The sequence below is a fragment of the uncultured Azohydromonas sp. genome (genome assembly GCF_937926365.1).
GTDB lineage: Bacteria > Pseudomonadota > Gammaproteobacteria > Burkholderiales > Burkholderiaceae_C > Azohydromonas.
In genome coordinates this window covers 20815-38576 of sequence record NZ_CALAOH010000116.1, presented here as the reverse complement: position 1 = coordinate 38576, position 17762 = coordinate 20815, and the positions used below count along the sequence as shown (strand labels likewise).

The following is a 17762-nucleotide window of genomic DNA, read 5'->3' as shown; positions in this document are numbered from 1 at the left end:
CGGGTACGGCGTGCGGGCCGGCGGCTCCGCGCTGCCCGCGGCGGCGCCGACGGCCTCGCGCTTGCGCTTGACCTGGTACGCGCTCAGCACCTGGCTGGCCACCATGTCCAGCGAGGGCCGTGCCTGGCCCTCGCGGTCCGTCCAGACCTTGGGCGTGAGGGTGCCGGCCAGCGACACCGCGTCGCCGTCGGACAGCGCCAGCAACGCCGCCTGCGCGGTGGCGTCGAAAGCCAGGACGTTGACGAAAAGCACTTCGCCGCCATTGGTGGCGGCGCGCACCTTCGCCGTCACGAAGGGACGGCCGCTGTTGGTGCCCGTGCGCTGCTCCGGCCGACCGTACACCTTGCCGGCAACCAGTCCTTCGATCATCGCGTGCTCCTTCCCGTGGCCGCTGGGCTGGAGGCCGCGCCAGCGCCCCCGCTGCGCCGCAGCATCCATGGCGCAGTTGTACGCCAGCGCCGCGGCCTGCGGACCAGCCAGGGACTTGCGGTAGCGCACGCAACGGGCCGGCCGCGCGCCGCGGGCGCTTCAGGGCGGCAGTCCCAGTCCCTCGAAGATCGCCGTCAGCTGCGGGCCCATGCGCAGCTTGAGCTGCTCGCCGCCGGGCAGGCGGCGCACGAACCACTGGTCGTAGATCCACGCCAGCTCGCGGTTCTGGGCCAGGCGGCGGAAGCTGCGCTCCACCACCTGCGCCAGCTGCGGATCGTCGCGGCGGTAGGCGATGCCGTAGGGCTCGAAGCTCAGCAGCTCGCCCACCACGGCCAGCGCGCGCGGCTCCTTCGCCCGCGCCTTGAGGCCCAGCAGCAGCACCTCGTCGCTGGCCAGGGCGTCGGCCTGGCCGGACTTGAAGGCCTCGAAGGCCTGGCGCAGGTCGGGATGGGTCACCAGCTTCAGGTCCGGCGCGCGTCCCTCGGCCAGCGCGCGCATCGTGGCCTCGTTGGTGGTGCCGGCGCTGGCCGCCACGGTGCGGCCGCGCAGCTGCTGCCAGGAGCGGATGCCGCTGTCGCGGCGCACCATCAGCTTGGTGCCGGTGACGAAGATCACCGGCGAGAAGGCCACTTCTTGCCGGCGCTGCTGCGTGTTGGTGGTGGAGCCGCATTCCAGGTCCACGCGGCCGTCCTTCACCGCGGCGATGCGCTGCTCGGACTGCAGCGTCACCAGCCGCACGGCCACGTCGGCGCGGTCGATGGCCGACTTGATCTCCTCCACGATGGCCAGGCACAGGTCCACGCTGTAGCCGACGTGGCGCCCGGAGGGCAGGGCGTAGGAGAAGGGGAAGGCGGCGTCGCGCACGCCCAGGGTCACGACGCCGCTGTCGCGCACCTTCTTCAGCGTGCCGGCCAGGCCTTCGCCGCCGTCCTGGGCCCAGGCGCCGGCAGCCAGCGCGCAGCCCAGTGCCGCCAGCGCGCCACGGATGCGGGCGCCCATCACGCCACCTGCCGCGCGTTGCCGTCCGCGGGTTGCGTCTCGGCGTCGAGCAGCGCCTCGGCGGGCACCTCCTCGGAGCGCTCGGCGCCCAGCTCGCCCTCCCACTTGGCCACCACCGAGGTGGCGATGCCGTTGCCCACCACGTTGGTCACGCTGCGGCCCATGTCCAGGAACTGGTCCACGCCCATGATCAGCAGCAGCCCGGCCTCGGGCACGTTGAACTGCGACAGCGTGGCGGCGATGACCACCAGCGAGGCGCGCGGCACGCCGGCCATGCCCTTGCTGGTGAGCATCAGGATCATCAGCATCGTGAGCTGCTGCCCCACCGACAGCTCGATGCCGTAGGCCTGCGCGATGAAGAGCGAGGCGAAGGTGCAATACATCATCGAGCCGTCGAGGTTGAAGGAGTAGCCCATGGGCAGCACGAAGCTGCCGATCTTGTTGGGCACGCCGAAGCGTTCCAGCTGCTCCAGCGTCTTCGGGTAGGCCGCCTCGCTGCTGGCGGTGCTGAAGGCCAGCAGCATCGGCGCGCGCAGCAGCTTGAGCAGGTTGAGCACGCGCGGGCCGATCACCAGCAGCCCCGCGGCCGCGAGCAGCGCCCACAGCAGCAGCAGCCCCAGGTAGAACTCGCCCATGAAGGTGCCGTAGGTCACCAGCACGCCCAGGCCTTGCGTCGTGATGATGCTGGCCATGGCGGCGAACACCGCCAGCGGCGCGAGGTTCATCACGTAGCCCGTGACCTTGAGCATGATGTGCGCGACCTGGTCCAGGAACTGCACCACGCCCTCGGCGGGTTGGCCGATGGAAGCGATGGCGATGCTGAAGAAGCCGGCGAAGACCACGATCTGCAGGATCTCGTTGTTCGCCAGCGCCTCGAAGATGCTCCGCGGCACCAGGTGCGTGACGAACTCCTTGAGCGACAGCGAACTGGTTTTCAGGCCCGAGGAGGCCGAGGCATCGGGCAGCGGCAGGTTCAGGCCCACGCCGGGCTGCCACCAGTTCGCCAGCACCGCGCCCAGCGCCAGCGAGACGAACGAGGCGCCGAAGAACCAGCCCAGCGTCTTGGCGCCGATGCGGCCGACGTCGCCGAGGTTGCCCATCTTGGCCACGCCCACCACCAGCGTGGACAGCACCAGCGGCGCCACGATCATCTTGATCAGCCGCAGGAACAGGTCCGTGATGATCGAGAAGTAGCCGGCGACGGCCTTGGCCTCCTGCGCGTCCGGGAAGCGCGCGTGGCAGTAGTAGCCCACCGCGATGCCGGCGCCCATGCCGATGAGGATCCAGGTGGTCAGCTTGAGCTTCATGCGATCTCCTGTCGTGGCAGTCACCGGCGCTCCATGGCGCGCGCGGCCCGGGGCCTGGCCCGGAGGATGTGCGGGGGGACGGCAAAGGCCGGACCCAGGCGCGGCGGGATGGGTTATCGAAGCTTCGGGATAATCCATCCATGAGCTTGTCCTGCAAATTCCCGGTGCTCCGCTCCTGTGTTTCCGCCATATTGCTGCTGCAGCTTTGGGGCTGCAGTTCCCTGCAAGCGCCCACCCCGGGGCGGCCGGTGGAGAATTTCGATGCGACGGACCGTTTCTCGCGCACGGTGGCGCTGGAGCCGCCCGAGGCTTGCGAGGCGGCACGGCAGGCGCTGCTGAGCCAGGGTTATCTGGTGAGCACGGTGCAAAACACGGAAATGCGTGGCCGCAAGAATTTCCAGATGACCGACGGCCAGCACGTGGAGATGGAAATCCGCGTGGTCTGCACCGCGGCGGCCCGGCCGGACGAGGAGCGGCGCGCCACGGTGTTTGTCAGCGCCGTGCAGGAGCATTACGAGCTCAAGAAAAGCAGCAATTCAGCCAGCGTGGGCGTGGGCGCGCTGGGCTCGCTGTCGCTGCCTTTTTCTACCGGCACCGATTCCATGGTGAAGGTGGCCAGCGAAACCGTCACCGTGCCGCGTTTCTACGACCGGTTCTTTGAAATCCTGGACCGTTATCTGCATACCCCGAGCAAACTCCCCAGCGACCAGCCGGGATCGGGGTTGCTGCCGTTTTCCGAGTTTTGAGTCAAACCCGCGCCGTGGCCTGGAAACCCGTGGTGTGGACGGTTTGCCCGTTGTCGAGGACCAGGCTGCGCTCGGGCCAGCGCAGCGCCGCCAGCCGGGTGCTGCCGGGGGTGACCTCGCCGCGCCGCTCCATCCAGCGCCCGCCCACCGAGTAGTCCACGCAGAAGACATTGCCGCGCGGACCGAGCCAGTCCAGGTGCGGCACGCCGGCGAACAGGTCCGGCCCGCCGCGGCCCAGGTGCGCGCGCTGCAGCGGCGGGATGTGGCGCCAGAAATGGCCCACCACCACCGGCGTGTCCTCGCCGTAGCCGTCCCACCAGGGCACGCGCTCGGTGAAGCGCCACTGGCCGTTGTGGAAAAAGGGGGCCCGGGCGCGGCGTTCCAGTCCCAGTGTCAGCGCCCGTAGCGGGTTGAGCGCCTGGCGCGCCTCGTCGCAACGCGCCACGGCTTCCAGCATCGGCACCGGCGCCGCCGCGTCGCCCAGGTGGTGGCGCCAGGGCGCCTTCTCGGCGCGCGCGCGGGCGCGCCAGCCCTGGGCGATCAGCGCCACGTCGGCCTCGTCGTCCAGCCGTTCGAACAGTTCGGCCAGCGACGCGTGCGGGTGCGGCTGGGCCAGCCGCGCCAGCGCGGGCGCATGCCATGCGGCATGCACCACGCGCAGGTCGGCGCGCTCCAGCGTCAGCGGCAGCGTTTCGAAGAAGGCCAGCACCTCGGCGCGCTCGGCCTCGCTGCGCAGCGCGGCGAAGGGCGCGAAGCGGGCATCGCGGTGCGCGCCCTCGTTCCAGAACCAGTCGCTGCCCTGCTTGCGCTGCCCGCGCAGCAGGTTGAGCTCGTGGTTGCCCAGCACCGCCTGGGCACGGCCCCGGTCCACCAGGACGCGCACGCGCGCGATCACGCCGGGGCTGTCCGGGCCGCGGTCGCACAGGTCGCCCACGAACACGAGGCGGCGCCCCTGCGGGTGGCGGCCTTGCTCGTCATAGCCCAGCGCGGCCAGCAGCGACTGCAGCGCTTCGTGCTCCCCGTGGACGTCGCCCACGATGTCCAGCGGGGTGTCGGGCAGCGCGCCGTGCATGAAAAAACTCCCTCCGAAAAGCGGTGATGCTCAAAGCTGACATTGTCGGTTGCCGCTGCAACGGGCCTGGCCCGCGCCGGCGCGGCACCGTGGTGCGCGCCGCGCGCGGGCACGCCCTGCCGTCCATTCGGCGGGGCCAGACTGTGGCGGCGTGCCGTGACGCCTTGCTGACTGCCGCTGGAGGACCCGCCCATGAAACGCCCTGCCATTTCGCGCCGCTCGCGCCGCCGGTGGCTGTCCCGCCTCGCCACGGGCCTGGCCCTGTGGCCGCTGCTGGCCGAGAGCCGGGCCGCGCCGGGCTTGCGGCCCACGCCGGCGCAGACCGAGGGCCCGTTCTATCCGGTGCGCCTGAACGAGGACACCGACTTCGACCTGCTGGCGCACGGACCGCTGCGCTACGCCGAGGGCCAGCCCTGCTGGGTGCAGGGCAGCGTCACCGACACGGCGGGCACCGCGCTGGCGGGGGCGGTGGTGGAGATCTGGCAGTGCGACGGCCAGGGCCACTACCACCACCCGGGCGACGGCGGGCGTGCCGATCCAGCTTTCCAGGGTTTCGGGCGCGTGCTCACCGATGCGGACGGGCGCTATCGCTTCCGCACCATCCGGCCCGTGCCGTACACCGGGCGCACGCCGCATATCCACTTCAAGGTGCGCGTGGGTGAGCGCGAAGTCCTGACCACGCAGCTCTACGTCGAAGGCGACCCGGGCAACGCGCGCGACGCGATCTGGCGCCGCCTGTCGGCCGCTGATCGCGCCGCGGTCACCCGGCCCTTCGAAGCCGGCCCGGACGGGCTGCGCTGCGAATTCCCCGTCGTGGTCGAAATCTGAGCGACGCGACACATACACGGCTCATCCGGTCTGATGGACTGACTCCTGAACCGGATGAGAGGACTTGCAGCGGGTGTTTTTCCTGATTCGCTTGTTTCGACCCTTGCTTCCCCTCGCACGGGCCGGGCCCGGCAACGTCATGAGAAAGCGCGCCTCGTAGCGCCAAAGTGGGCAACTAAATCGCGTATGTTGTTTTGAGAAGCGTCTCAGCCCCGTGTGTTCGATTCAGCAGGGAAAACGCGAGGGGCCCGGCAGTGGACTCCACCGCCGGGACCGTTGTCTCCCTCCACGCGCCTCAGGCTTGTGATCAGTTGCGCTGGTACTGGACCCGGCCCATGAAGGTCTGGCCCTGTTGGCCCAGGCTGCCCACGTTGTATTGGATCGTGGCACCGTAGTCGCCCTGGAGTGGACCGCCGGCCGCCAAATTGGGCGGGCTGCATCTGTTGTCGAGAATGCGCTCGGTCACCTTGGCGGAATAGGGCACGGAGGCGGGCGTGCGCAGGATCTGGCGCAGCATTACCGCGTGGCCCTCGTTGTTGGTGTCGGTGGCGGAATTCCAGGCCCACACCGATTCACGCTCCGTGGCGGCGAACCAGCTGACCGTATTTCCCGAGCCCAAACTCCCGCCCGCATCGACGTCCAGGTCCACCTGGCGCCGCAATACCACCCCGGAGAGGGCCGGGCCGCCAATTCGGCTCAGTGTCATTTCGACGGTGAGGGCCCTTTCGGTATCGACCTTCGTGATCACCTGGCGCAGGCGCAGCCAGCCATCGGAGGTATTGCGGGTGATGGTGCAGCTATTGCCGGAGCAACTCGCCACCGAGGGGCCGAAACCGGATTCGGACGAACCCGTGTCCCAAGCCCGGCGCTGGCTGCCGAAACCGGTGTAGCAAAGCACATAACCTTCGCTGAGCTGGCCCACGCCGACGTGGTCGTAACCGGACGGCCCCTCGAAACGCAGCAGGTTGCCGTGGTTGGACAGCCAGACCCGCGGCCGGCCGGGATAGACGTAGAACACGTTGGCGCTCTCGGGCAAGGCGCTGGTGCTGCCCGCCGACTGTTCGCCCAACTCGGCCCAGGCCGGCGTGGTCGCCAGCGCACCGGCCAATCCCACCGCCGCGAAGGCCGCCGCCGTGACAGCCCCCCGCATGAACGAGCCCGCTGTGGTCGGGAATTCGAAATTGAAAATGGACATGACGTCTCCTCGCTTGCAATTGCGCCGCATCCCTGCCACTTCGATTGAATGGACCCCGGCAGTGCCGGACCCCTACGGGCGGGCACGATTGACTGCCTTAATGCCAGGCGTGTCAACCTCAAAACTATGTTGATACCGTCTTCAAATCGGCTGAAGTAAGGCGCTACCGGATTGTCAGTAGCGAAGGAAAAATAGGCCCAATCCGGGTGGGGGCGACCGATCACCCGCCAGTGGAGCGGTGCCGGCTCATTCTCAAAAATTGCATCTTTATTTCCGTACAAAGGCATGGCCCCCACGGTTAGGAAATTTACCAATTTTCCTGGTTACTTATCGAAACCTTGATTGCGCGACTGCGCTGGCGTTCTTGATATTTGTCATTTCAGAAAATGTGCGCTGAATCCACGCCGCGCGGCACATGGCTTGCCAAAGCCCCTTGGTGTGCAACGTTTGCGATCTTTTCCCATGAAAACCATCTTTGCCGCCCTGATTGCCGTCACCCTTGCCAGCCAGGGCCTGCCGGTCCTGGCACAGGAGCAGCCGGTGATCAACAAGCAGGAGGCCAAGGACCTGAACACACAGTCCAAGGCCGAGTACGAGGCCCGCAAGGACCTCGCCGATGCCAACCACGAGTTGAACAAGGCCGATTGCGAGATCACGGCAGACGGCAGCGCCGAGCGCGCCTGCAAGAAGGAGGCGAAGGCCCTGCGCAAGGCGCAGAAGGCCGAGGCCAAGCAGATCCACGAGGGCGACAAGCAGGCCATCAAGGCGATGACCGACAAGTGAGCCGCGTGCGCAGCCGTGCCGGCCCGCTCCGTGGGCTGGCGTGGGCATCCTGCGTTGCGCCGGCAACGACGACCGCGCGCGAGGCCCGGGCCGGCGGCAACATGAGCGTCTGGTCGGCCCGCCGCACCTGGCGGTCCGCGCAAGGAGACCACGATGCAAGCAAGACCTCGGCCCGCGCGGGCCATGACGCCCATGAAGTCCCTGGCGCTGCCGTGTGGCCTGGCGGCCCTGCTGGCCGCTTGCGCGCAAGGGCCCGGTGCCCCGGCCGGACACGGCGCGGCGCCGGGACCCGCGGCAGCGGCGGCTACGGCACCGGATGCGCCGCTGTCGGCCGAACGCATCGCCGCGATCCTGTCCACGCCCGATCGCAGTGCCGCTGACCGCAGCAACGACCTGCGCCGCAAGCCCGCGGAGATGCTGGCCTTCATCGGCCCGCGCCCGGGCATGGTGGCGCTGGACCTCAGCGCCGCGGGGGGCTACACGACCGAGCTGCTGGCCCGGGCCATCGGCCCCACCGGCCGCGTCTATGGGCACAGCGCCCCGCGCAACCCGTCCCGGCAGCCCCCGCCGGCGTCCGAGGGCGGCACCGTCCCGGCCACGGCCCCCGCGCCAGCGCTCGGCGGCGAGGGCACGCCACCCGCCATGACGGCGCCGCGTCCGCCGTCGCCCGCGGCGCTGGCCGAGCGCGCGCGTCGGCTGCAGGAGGCGGGCGTGCCTTCCGCGCCCATCGTCCCGCTGGTGCGCAACTTCGAGGACCCGGTGCCGGCCGAGCTGGCCGAGGGCCGGCTGGACTTGGTGACGCTGATGTTCAACTACCACGACCTGGGTTTCCTGGGCGTGGACCGCGCGCGCATGAACAGCGCCATCTACCGCGCGCTCAAGCCCGGCGGCATGTACGTCATCGCCGACCACGCCGGGCGGCCCGGGACCGGCATCTCCGAGTCCGGTACCCTTCACCGCGTCGAGGAAGCCTTCCTGCGCAGCGAGGTCGAGGCCGCCGGCTTCCGGCTCGCCGCGACGGGTGATTTCCTGCGCAACCCCAACGACCCGCGCGACCGCAACACGCCCATCCCGCTGCAGCCCAAGGACGAGTTCGTGCTCAAGTTCATCAAGCCATGACCGCTGTCACTCCATCCCGGCGCCCGCGCACCGAGCGCGAGGTGCGCATCGACCTCGCCGCCGCCTACCGCCTCGCCGCGCTGGCCGGCTGGGACGACACCATCTACACCCATCTCTCCGCCGCGGTGCCGGGCGAGCCCGGCGTGTACCTGCTCAACGAGTTCGGGCTCGCCTTCGAGGAGGTCACGGCCTCCAGCCTGGTGAAGGTGGACGTGCACGGGCGCGTGGTGGACGGCAGCGGGCGCCGCGTCAACCCCAGCGGCTTCGCCATCCACGGCGCGGTGCACGCGGCGCGGCCGGACGTGGAATGCGTGGTCCACCTGCACGCGCCCTGGGGCGTGGCGCTGGCCATGCTGCCCGGCGGGCTGCAGCCGACCTCGCAGTGGGCCATGCGGCTGTACGGCCGGCTGGGCCGCCATGGTTACGAGGGCCTGGCGCTGGGCGCCGAGGAGCAGCAGCGCATGGTGGCGGCGCTGGGCGGGCTCGACGGGCTGATCCTGGACAATCACGGCACGCTCACCGTGGGGCGCAGCGTGGCCGAGGCCTACTTGCTCATGCACCTGCTCGAACGCGCCGCGCAGGCCCAGCTCCGGGCCATGGCGGCCTCGGCCGGGCAGGTTCTCGTCGCCAGCCCGGCGCTGGCCGAACGCACCTACCGCCAGTGGGTGGGCGACGGCAGCGAATGGGACGGCGACGCCGAATGGCCCGCGCTGCTGCGCCGCGCCGAGCGGCTGTCGCCGGGCTTCCGCGACTGAGCCGCGCCCGCACGCCGGGCGCTTCAGACCACTTTCGATTCAAACCACCGAACCCCGAGGGACACAGAACCATGCCGACCATCCGCATCGAGCTCTTCGAAGGCCGCACGCCAGAGCAGAAGGCTGCCCTGGCCCAGGAAATCACCGCCGCCTGCGCGCGCGTGCTGGGCAGCAGCCCGGACAGCGTGGACGTGCTGTTCTTCGACGTGGCCCGCCAGAACTGGGCGTCCGGCGGCGTGCTGTGGAGTGACCGCACGCCCGACAAGCCGGCCGCCTGAGCCGACTGGCCCGGGGCGTCGGTGCCACCGGCGTCCCGCCCGGCCCAAGGCCCGCGCGGCCACGCGCTTCCGGGCCGGCATGCGAGTACGCAGCGTCATGCGCGCTGCGGCATGCCCGGTGGGCGCCTACAAGCCGTACCCACCCCAAGAGTAGTTATGTCAACCAACCGGTTCCAATGAACCGGCCTGGTGTGGCATCGCAGCTATTTGCGCTGGGCCGCGAAGCTCCGGGCCCGCGTCGCGCCGGGCGCGGTATCGCGCCCAAACCTTTTGATATTTGTTCGAAATTCCAAACCGGCACGCCGGCGCGCTGAAAAACCCTGCCCGCAACTGCGCCCGGATTGCCGAGCCTGATCGGTCCCCCCATTTTTCGGGCTTGGACAGGTTGAATTTCCGCTGGCATCGTGGATCGCACCTGTCAGGCGTCGGCCCGCAAGGCGGCAAGGCGGTCCGCGGGCCGCTGGTCCCAGCCACCACGGCGGGTACCGGCCGTCATTTCGAAAGGGCGCGCCATGCTGCTTTCCAGCCGAAAACTGCACGAGAAACACCCCATCGCCATGACCATCATCGGCCTGGGTTTGAGCATCATCGGGATACTGCTGATTTCGAATTCGAATCTGCCCTACCGCAATTTCCTCGTGATGCTGGGCGTGCTCGGCATCGCTATGAATGCCTTCGCGCTGATCGTGCACCTGTGCGCGCGCTCGGATCGGCGCTGAGGCCGCGCGCGGTTCAGCCGACGCGCAGGTTCTTTTCCATGCGGATGGCGTCCACCACGCCGCCGTAGTAGCCGGCCGAGCGGCCGGTGGCCTCGAAGCCCAGGCGGAGGTAGAAGGCCAGCGCCCCGGGGTTGTCGGCCCGCAGTTCCAGGCGGATCTTCTCCAGCCCCGCCAGCTGGGCCGGTTTCTGCAGCCAGTCCACCAGGCGCGCGCCCACGCCGCGGCGCCGGTGCGAGGGCAGCACCGCCAGCAGCGCCAGGTGCGCGTGGTGCTCGCCGTATTCCATGATCCCGAAGCTCACCAGCCGCTGGTCGATCTGCAGCACCGCCACGTTGACCGAGGGATCGGCCATCGCCTGCAGCACGCGGTCGCGGCGCCAGCTCCAGCCCAGGTCGGTCTCGATGTGATCGCGCGACATGAGCGCGATCCCCGCCGCATCCTGCGGCCGGGCCAGGCGGATCGCGGGCACGACGAACATCCTTGGGCTCCTCCAGCGCCATGCAACGCCCTCAGCATCGCCCCGCCGCGTGGAGGCCCGCGCAACGGGGCGGCAGTCACCCGCCATACCGCAGGGACTTGCGTCGGCGCCACGGCAGCGGGCCTTCCAGCGCACCGCTAAAGTGGCCGCGTCATGGTCCGCATCAGGAGCCCCAGGCATGAGCAATCCCCTTGCGAAACCCGGTTCGACCTCGATCGCGCCGCGCGAAACCGCGGCGCAGCCCCTGGAACTGCTGCCGCCGGCGTTCAGCGGCTTCTTCAACTTCAGCTACACCGTTACCGAGCTGCGGCTGCAAGGCAAGCGCACCAGCGTGCACGCCCACCACACGCGGCTGGAGGACGGCAAGCTCACCACCGAAACCTTCGAGGGCACCCTGGACCGCAGCGCCTACGCCGAGGCCGTGCAGGCCGCGCAGCAGCAATTGCAAGCGCAACTGGCGTGGATGCAGCAGGCGCTGACGTGGTGGCTGCCGCTGCTGCCCGGCCAGCGCCGCGGCGGCGACTGAAGCCCGCGCGCGACACCGCCGCGGCCAGGCGCCCGCGCCTCAGTGCGGCAGCCGCTTCTCGTAGTCCATCAGGCTGGCCAGCAGCCGGTCGCGCGCAGGCACCTCCCCGGTGGGCGTGAAGTGGTCCACCACCGACGGCAGCAGCACCGCCAGCCCACCCCGCACCTCCTCCTCGCCAAGCCCGGCGCGCTCGGCCACGGCCCGCAGCTCCTGCGCGCTGAACACCTGCGAGACGATCTGCGGCGACAGCGGCTCGTTGGCACCCTGCCGAACCCAGGAGCTGGCCAGCGCGCCGTGTCCGTGATGGGAAAAGCGCGCCAGCAGCCCCGCCAGGCCACCCACGCCGGAGAAGGTCCGCTCGGTGGCCGAGGCATCGACGGCCGCGGGCGGCACGACCGCTGCCGCGCCCGGCCCGCGCCGGTCGGCGAGCAGGCCCAGCAGCACCGGCAGCAGCGCCGTCAACACCCGGTCCGGCACCGCGGCGCCGGCGCTCGCCGCTCCAGACCCGGTGCCGGTTTCGCCGCCGGCCGAGCCTCCCAGCAACTGGTCGAGCAGTCCCATGGCTTGCCCCTTGCTCGCAGATGAACGCGACGCCCGGACGGCGGCAAACGGCGTACACGGCGCGCGCGCCGGGCCCGCAACTGTTACCGCTTGTCCCCCTTCCCTTGCCCGGCCGGGCGCGCGTCGCCATCTGGGAGCGCAGGGCCGCTGTCCGGGCCGAATGGAGTCAAGGAAATGTGGAAGCGATTGACCGTGTTGTGGACCGTGGTGCGAGGCGATGCGCGGCGCCTGTGGTTTGCCTTGCGCCATCCCCAGGCGCCGGGGTGGTTGAAATTCGGGACGGCGCTGATCGCGCTGTACCTGCTGTCGCCGGTGGATCTGCTGCCTGACACGATCCCGCTGCTCGGCGTGGTGGACGACCTGGTGCTGGTACCGCTGGCCATCCGCTTCCTGCTCGACCGGCTGCCGCCCGACATCGCCCGAGCGGCGGACCGGCGCTTCGGCGGCCGGCCGTAGCCCGCCCGTCTGACCACAGCTGTCCGGGGAAATCCCTGGTGGTGGCAGCGCGTGCGCCGAGCGGCCCCTCTACCGCGCCTCCCTCCACCCCCGCAATCGCGCTGCCGCGGCGGCGAATTCCAGGCGCTCCATCAGCTGCCCCAGCTCCTGCACCGCGCCGGCGCCGTGGTACGCGGCCAGCGCGGCGCGCAGCTCCTCGAAGCCGCGCAGCGCGCTGAGGTCGCCGTCGTCCAGGCCGGCCAGCAGGCAGTCCACGGCACGGGCGTCCGGTGGTGGCGCCTCGACCCGCGGGCCAGGAGGCTCGCCAGGCAGCGCCGGCAGGCCCTCCAGCACGGTGCCCAGCGCCTGCTCCAGTTGCGCCAGCCGCGCATCCCCCGGTGCCAGAGGGCCCTGCCACAGCGACTCTTCCAGCCCCGCGGCCAGCCGCTCCACCGTACCGGCCGCGACATGGCCGGCCATGCCGCGCAGACGGTGCAGCCGCGCGGCAGCCGCTCCGGTGTCCCCGCGCGCCAGCGCCTCGCGCACCGCACCGAACACCTCGGTGCCCTCGGCATGCAACGCCTGCAGCAGGCGCAGGAACAGATCGCGGTCGCCCAGCAGCAGTTGGGCCGCGCGGGGCAGGTCGATGCCGGGCACCGGCGGGAAGTCCGCGCCCGGTGCTGCGGGCTCGGGCGGCACGGGAGCCGCGGACACCGGCTCGGCCACAGGGCCGGGCGCGCCGCCCGTGCAGCGCAGGATCACCGCCACCAGCGTGTCCAGCTCCAGCGGCTTCATCACGAAGTCCCGGACGCCCGCAGCGCGCGCGCGCTCGCGCTGGCTGGGCAGCACGCCGGCGCTCAGCGCCACCACGGGAGGCGGCGGCGCCAGGGCCGGGACGGCCTGCAACCGCGCCGCGACCTGGATACCGTCCAGGCCCGGCATCTGCAGGTCCATCAGCATCAGGTCGAAGCGCCCGGGCTGCGCGTGCAGGAGCGCCAGCGCGGCCTCGCCGCCCTCGGCCGCAGCCACGACGGCCCCTTCGTGCACGAGCAGCCGCTGCGCGATCTCCAGGTTCGTCGGGCTGTCGTCCACCACCAGCAGGCGCAGCCCGGCCAGCCGCGGGCCGGCGGCTTCGGACGCCGGCGCCACCCGCACCGCCGGCAACGGCGGCGCGATGCCCAGCGGCAGCTCGAACCAGAACTCGCTGCCTGCGCCCGGCTCGCTGTGCACGCCGATCTCGCCGCCCATGAGCCCCACCAGCCGGCGGCAGATCGCCAGCCCCAGGCCGGTGCCGCCATAGCGGCGGTGGATGGAGGCGTCGGCCTGCACGAAGGCATCGAAGATGTGCTGCTGCTGCGCCGGCTCGATGCCGATGCCCGTGTCCCGCACCGAGAAGCGCAGCCGCAGCGCGTGCGCGTCGCGCGCGAGCAGCGCCACGCCCAGCGTGACGCCGCCGGCGGCGGTGAACTTCAGGGCGTTGCCCAGCAGGTTCATCAGCACCTGGCCGAGGTAGCGCGCGTCGCCCACGAGCGTGTCCACCCCTTCGGGCAGCGGCGTGAGCTCCAGCCGCAGGCCCTTAGCCGCGGCGGTGGGACCCAGCAGCTCCAGCAGCGGCTCCAGCACCTCGCGCAGCACGAAGGGCGCTTGCGCCGGCTCGGCGTGGCCGGACTCGATGCGCGAGAGGTCCAGCACGTCGTCGATCAGCGCCAGCAGCCCGCGCCCGGCCTGGCGCAGGTTGCGCACCAGGCGGCGCTGGTCCGCGTCCAGCGCCTGCCGCTCCAGCAGCTGCGCCGTGCCCAGGATGGCGTTCATGGGCGTGCGGATCTCGTGGCTCATGGTGGAGAGGAAGGCGCTCTTGGCTTGGCTCGCCTGCTCCGCCGCTTCCTTGGCCGTCTCCAGCTCGCGCTGGCGCTGGCGCAGCTCGGCGGTGCGCAGCGCCACCTCGCGCGCCAGGTCGCTGTTCCAGCGCTCCAGGCGCTGCTGGCTGTCACGCAACGCCTGCTCCTGCTGTCGCCGCTCGGTGATGTCGAAGATCACGCCGATGAGGCGCCGCGCCGGGCCCGACGGGCCCGCGCCGTAGGCGCTGCCCGCGCTGGCAAGCCAGCGCACGCCACCGTCGGGCCACAGCACCCGGAACTCCAGGCGGTAGGGCCGGCCGTGGTGCAGCGCGGTGTCGATGGCGCACTGCCGTGCCGCGCGGTCCTCGGGATGCAGCCGCGCAACCAGGTCGTCCAGTTGCACGGGCATTCCGGCGTCGATGCCGAAGAGCGCGCGGCAACGCTCGGACAGCACCAGCTCGCCGGTATCGGCGTTCCAGCTCCAGGTGCCCACGTCGGCGCTCGCGACCGCCAGCGCCAGCAGCTCCTCTCGCTCGGCCAGCACCAGCTCCGTGGCCCGGCGCGCCGTGATGTCCTCGGCAAAGATGGCAATGCCGGCCACGGCGCCGGTGCCGTCGCGCCAGGGATGCACCTCCCAGCGCAGCCAGCGCGGCGTGCCGTCCGGTCGCGGCAGCATCTCGGCGTCCATGCGCACCACCTCGCCGGCCAGCGCGCGCCGGTGCACCGTCTTCCAGTGCTCGGGCATGTCCGGCAGCACGTCGTAGTGGCTGCGGCCGACGAGTGGCTCACCTTCGGGGAACAGGTCCTGGAATTCCTCCGACCAGCGCCGGCTGACCGCCAGGTAGCGCATCCGGGTGTCGAACATCGCCAGCGCCACCGGGGCGCTTTCCATCAGCAGGCGCTGCCGTGCCTCGCTGTGCGCCAGCGCCGCGGTGCGCTGCTCGACCAGTTCCTCCAGCCGGCTCTGCTGCACCTGCAGCGCGCGCTCCGAGCGCAAGCGCCGCCCCACCTCGCGCCACAGCATCGCCAGCATGGACAGCATCGCCAGCATGGACAGCAGCGCCAGCGCCGCGAGCCCACCGGCCACGACCAGGGCGTGCGGCGTGCGAGCCGCATCGCCGGTCCCGGCCGGCGCCGCCAGGTGGCTGGTGGCCACCAGGCCCACGGCCAGCAGCGCCACCAGGGCGGCCAACATCGGCGCGAGCACGCACAGCACGCGTGGCTGCGCCGCGGGCACCACGCGAGCCGCGCCCGCGGCATCCGGCGGCACTGGTTCCGAAGGGATGCCCATGCAGGCGTGCTACGAGGAGGTGCTGGGCACCGCGCCCTGCAGGCAGGCCACCCTGGCCCGCCCCTCGCGCTTGGCTTGGTAGAGCGCCCGGTCGGCCAGGTCCACCAACAGGCCCGGAGCGGCGCGGCAAGGGCCGGAAAACTCGCACTCGTGGCAGGGCCGGTCGCCCGCGCCGCCATCCCGGCAGCCCTGCACCAGCTCCGCCACGCCGATGCTCACCGTCACGTGCGGGCTCACGGGCGAGTCGCCGTGCGGCAGCGCCGCGCCTTCCACGGCAGCGCACAGGCCCTGCGCGAAGGCGCGCGCCCGCGCCAGCGAAGCGTGCGGCAACAGCACGGCGAACTCCCCGCCGCCATAGCGCGCGGCCAACTCGCCCGCGCGCCGGGTGGCGGCCGCGACCACACCGGCCACGCGGCGCAGGCAGGCATCGCCATCGCGGCGGCCGTGCGCGTCGTTGTAGCGCTGGAAGAAATCCACATCGACCAGCAACAGCGACAGCGCATGCCCGTGACGCAGGGCGCGGCGCCATTCCTGGTCCAGCGCGTCGTCGAAGGCGCGCCGGTTGGCGATGCCCGTGAGCGGGTCCACCACGGCCAGGCGGTGCAGCGCGTCGGACTTCTGCTTGAGCGCCAGGTGCGCACGCACGCGGGCGCGCACCACGGGCGCATGCACGGGCTTGTGGATGAAGTCCGCCGCGCCCAGCTCCAGCGCCCGCGTTTCCAACTCCAGGTCGGCGTGCGCGGTGACGAAGATCACGGGCACGTCGGCGCCGCCCGCATCGGCCTTGATGCGCCTGCAGGTCTCCAGGCCGTCCAGGCCGGGCATGCTGGCGTCGAGCAGCACCAGATCGGGCGCGTGGTCGCGGATCCGCCGCAGCGCCGCCTCGCCGCTGGTGGCGAACACGATGCGGGCCTCGCCTTCGAGGATGCGGCTGAGCAACAGGATGGCGCTGGGATCGTCATCGACGATCAGCAGGCACTGCACGGGGGGCGTCGGAGCGATCAAACGTGAATCTGGCATGGGTGCCCGGCATCGGCGGGCAAGACGGTGCGGCGGTAACGCCGTCGATCATCCCGCCCATCTCGTGGAAAAACCTGGCGCACGCCTTTCGTCACGCGCGCGAATCCGAGCAATGGTGCACGGAAACCAGCGGCCCGCATCCCTCGCGCCCGTGGCGCGGACACACGGGGGCACGCCGGTTGCTGCAGCGCAGCAATGAACCCTTCCCATAACGCCGCCGCGGCCCTGCCTCCTCCCTCGCCCGCTTCCAGCTTCATCAGCCTCGCCCTCTCGGGCGGCAACGCGCTGGGCGCCTATGCCGCCGGCGCCTGCGAAGCGCTGCACGATGCGGGCTACAGCCCGGACCGCGTCAGCGGCGCCTCCATCGGCGCGGTCAACGCGGCCATCGTGGCGGGCAACCCGCCGACACGGCGCGCGGCCAGGCTGCGCGAGTTCTGGCGCCAGGCCTCGATGTGGAGTGTCCTGGGCCCCGTGCCCGCCGGTGGCCGCGCGCGCGACGTGTACAACAAGCTGCACGCGCTGCAGACGGTGATGGTCGGGCGCCCGGGCCTGTTCACGCCGCGCTCCAGCGGCCTGCTGTCGCTGCTGCCCGGCACGCCCTCGGACGTCGGCCTGTTCGACGCCCGCCCGCTGCTGGGCACGCTGGAGCGCGTGGTGGACTTCGACTACCTCAACAGCGCGGCGCTGCCGCTGGTCATCGGCTGCGTGGACCTAGAAAGCGGCGAGCCGGTGTACTTCGACAGCCGCCGGCAGACCATCGAGCCGCGGCACGTGCTGGCCAGCACCGCGTTCATCCCCGGCTTCCCACCGGTGGAGATCGACGGCCGGCTGCTGGGCGATCCCGGCCTGCTGTGCAACCTGCCGCTGGACCCGCTGCTGGGCGAGCCGCCGGAGGGCGATCACGTGTGCTTCGCCGTGGACCTGTTCGATGCGCGCGGCGGGCGGCCGTTCTCGATGGACACGGCGCTGGAGCGCGCGCAGGACATCGCCTTCGCGTCACAGTCGTTGCGCACCATCGACGCCTACCGCCGCGAGTACCGGCTGCGCCACCTGCTGGCGCGCCAGGCGCGGCGGCCGGAAACCGCGGCGGCGGATGCGGCCGGTGACGGCGAGACCGCGGTCGCGCTGCTGGCCTACCGGCCGCCCGCGCACGAGGTGGCGGCCAAGACGCTGGAGTTCTCGGCGTCGTCGGTGCAGGAGCGCTGGGCCGCCGGCCAGCAGGACATGCGCGCCGCGATCGCGGCCCTCGAAGCCGGCCGGGCGACGATGCGGGACCCGGGTTTCGCCTTCTTCGACTGCCGCCGGCCCCTGGAGCAGCCGCGACCGGAGGCCGCTCGGGAAGCGCTGGAAGTGCCGGCCCCCTGAGGCGCCGTCGCCGCGGCC

Annotated in this window: 19 protein-coding genes; 10 read left to right on the top strand and 9 right to left on the bottom strand. The window is 71.4% G+C overall.

The window, feature by feature from the left end:
* From Q0741_RS11975 to Q0741_RS11965, 3 genes are all read right to left on the bottom strand, one after another.
* The coding region (locus tag Q0741_RS11975; protein WP_298233433.1) for a single-stranded DNA-binding protein at window positions 1-369 on the bottom strand (369 nt) is incomplete at its 3' end.
* A 159-nt stretch (window positions 370-528) separates the two neighbouring features.
* Window positions 529-1428 (bottom strand): amino acid ABC transporter substrate-binding protein, encoded by a 900-nt coding sequence (locus Q0741_RS11970; RefSeq protein ID WP_298233432.1) that lies wholly within the window; start codon window positions 1426-1428, stop codon window positions 529-531.
* Window positions 1428-2735: a dicarboxylate/amino acid:cation symporter gene (locus tag Q0741_RS11965; protein ID WP_298233431.1), complete on the bottom strand. Its 1308-nt coding sequence runs from the start codon at window positions 2733-2735 to the stop codon at window positions 1428-1430. Before Q0741_RS11965 ends, Q0741_RS11970 begins: the two co-directional genes overlap by 1 nt.
* A 248-nt stretch (window positions 2736-2983) precedes the next feature.
* Between Q0741_RS11965 and Q0741_RS11960 the strand changes: the two genes are divergently transcribed.
* Entirely contained in the window at window positions 2984-3481 is a 498-nt protein-coding gene (locus tag Q0741_RS11960; protein ID WP_298233430.1) for a DUF2242 domain-containing protein, read from the top strand.
* A gap of 1 nt (window position 3482) precedes the next feature.
* Here the strand turns inward: Q0741_RS11960 and Q0741_RS11955 are convergent, their stop codons facing one another.
* Entirely contained in the window at window positions 3483-4553 is a 1071-nt protein-coding gene (locus Q0741_RS11955; protein ID WP_298233429.1) for a metallophosphoesterase, read from the bottom strand.
* Between the two features lie 192 nt (window positions 4554-4745).
* Between Q0741_RS11955 and Q0741_RS11950 the strand changes: the two genes are divergently transcribed.
* Complete coding sequence (locus Q0741_RS11950; protein ID WP_298233428.1) at window positions 4746-5381, top strand: protocatechuate 3,4-dioxygenase; 636 nt, start codon at window positions 4746-4748, stop codon at window positions 5379-5381.
* A 307-nt stretch (window positions 5382-5688) separates the two neighbouring features.
* On the opposite strand, the gene Q0741_RS11945 is transcribed toward Q0741_RS11950, so the two are convergent.
* The gene (locus tag Q0741_RS11945; protein WP_298233427.1) at window positions 5689-6576 is read right to left on the bottom strand and encodes a hypothetical protein; all 888 of its coding nucleotides are present in this window, start codon (window positions 6574-6576) and stop codon (window positions 5689-5691) included.
* Between the two features lie 462 nt (window positions 6577-7038).
* On the opposite strand from Q0741_RS11945, the gene Q0741_RS11940 reads away from it, so the two are divergent.
* The 5 genes from Q0741_RS11940 to Q0741_RS11920 all read left to right on the top strand — a co-directional run bounded on the left by Q0741_RS11940 (window position 7039) and on the right by Q0741_RS11920 (window position 10230).
* A complete protein-coding gene (locus Q0741_RS11940) occupies window positions 7039-7359 on the top strand; it encodes a hypothetical protein (protein ID WP_298233426.1) in 321 nt (106 codons plus the stop codon).
* A gap of 153 nt (window positions 7360-7512) precedes the next feature.
* Entirely contained in the window at window positions 7513-8478 is a 966-nt protein-coding gene (locus tag Q0741_RS11935) for a hypothetical protein (RefSeq protein WP_298233425.1), read from the top strand.
* A complete protein-coding gene (locus Q0741_RS11930) occupies window positions 8475-9233 on the top strand; it encodes a class II aldolase/adducin family protein (RefSeq protein WP_298233424.1) in 759 nt (252 codons plus the stop codon). Before Q0741_RS11935 ends, Q0741_RS11930 begins: the two co-directional genes overlap by 4 nt.
* A 71-nt stretch (window positions 9234-9304) precedes the next feature.
* The gene (locus Q0741_RS11925) at window positions 9305-9511 is read left to right on the top strand and encodes a 4-oxalocrotonate tautomerase (protein WP_298233423.1); all 207 of its coding nucleotides are present in this window, start codon (window positions 9305-9307) and stop codon (window positions 9509-9511) included.
* A 512-nt stretch (window positions 9512-10023) separates the two neighbouring features.
* Entirely contained in the window at window positions 10024-10230 is a 207-nt protein-coding gene (locus Q0741_RS11920; protein WP_298233422.1) for a hypothetical protein, read from the top strand.
* A gap of 13 nt (window positions 10231-10243) precedes the next feature.
* On the opposite strand, the gene Q0741_RS11915 is transcribed toward Q0741_RS11920, so the two are convergent.
* A complete protein-coding gene (locus tag Q0741_RS11915; RefSeq protein WP_298233421.1) occupies window positions 10244-10708 on the bottom strand; it encodes an N-acetyltransferase in 465 nt (154 codons plus the stop codon).
* Between the two features lie 178 nt (window positions 10709-10886).
* On the opposite strand from Q0741_RS11915, the gene Q0741_RS11910 reads away from it, so the two are divergent.
* On the top strand, window positions 10887-11234 hold the full coding sequence (locus Q0741_RS11910; protein WP_298233420.1) for a hypothetical protein: 348 nt from the start codon (window positions 10887-10889) through the stop codon (window positions 11232-11234).
* Window positions 11235-11273: 39 nt separating this feature from the next.
* Here the strand turns inward: Q0741_RS11910 and Q0741_RS11905 are convergent, their stop codons facing one another.
* Window positions 11274-12044, bottom strand: a complete 771-nt coding sequence (locus Q0741_RS11905; RefSeq protein WP_298233419.1) for a YidB family protein — start codon at window positions 12042-12044, stop codon at window positions 11274-11276.
* Here Q0741_RS11905 and Q0741_RS11900 point away from each other — a divergent pair.
* Window positions 11970-12251 (top strand): DUF1232 domain-containing protein, encoded by a 282-nt coding sequence (locus tag Q0741_RS11900; RefSeq protein ID WP_298233418.1) that lies wholly within the window; start codon window positions 11970-11972, stop codon window positions 12249-12251. The two genes, Q0741_RS11905 and Q0741_RS11900, sit on opposite strands and share 75 nt — an antisense overlap.
* Window positions 12252-12320: 69 nt before the next feature.
* Here the strand turns inward: Q0741_RS11900 and Q0741_RS11895 are convergent, their stop codons facing one another.
* Together Q0741_RS11895 and Q0741_RS11890 are read right to left on the bottom strand one after the other, a co-directional pair.
* Entirely contained in the window at window positions 12321-15359 is a 3039-nt protein-coding gene (locus tag Q0741_RS11895; RefSeq protein ID WP_298233417.1) for an ATP-binding protein, read from the bottom strand.
* 9 nt (window positions 15360-15368) lie between these two features.
* Window positions 15369-16343, bottom strand: coding sequence for a diguanylate cyclase (locus Q0741_RS11890; protein ID WP_298233416.1), 975 nt, complete (start codon window positions 16341-16343; stop codon window positions 15369-15371).
* A gap of 231 nt (window positions 16344-16574) precedes the next feature.
* Here Q0741_RS11890 and Q0741_RS11885 point away from each other — a divergent pair, with 231 nt between their 5' ends.
* A complete protein-coding gene (locus Q0741_RS11885; protein ID WP_298233415.1) occupies window positions 16575-17744 on the top strand; it encodes a patatin-like phospholipase family protein in 1170 nt (389 codons plus the stop codon).
* Window positions 17745-17762 lie beyond the last annotated feature (18 nt).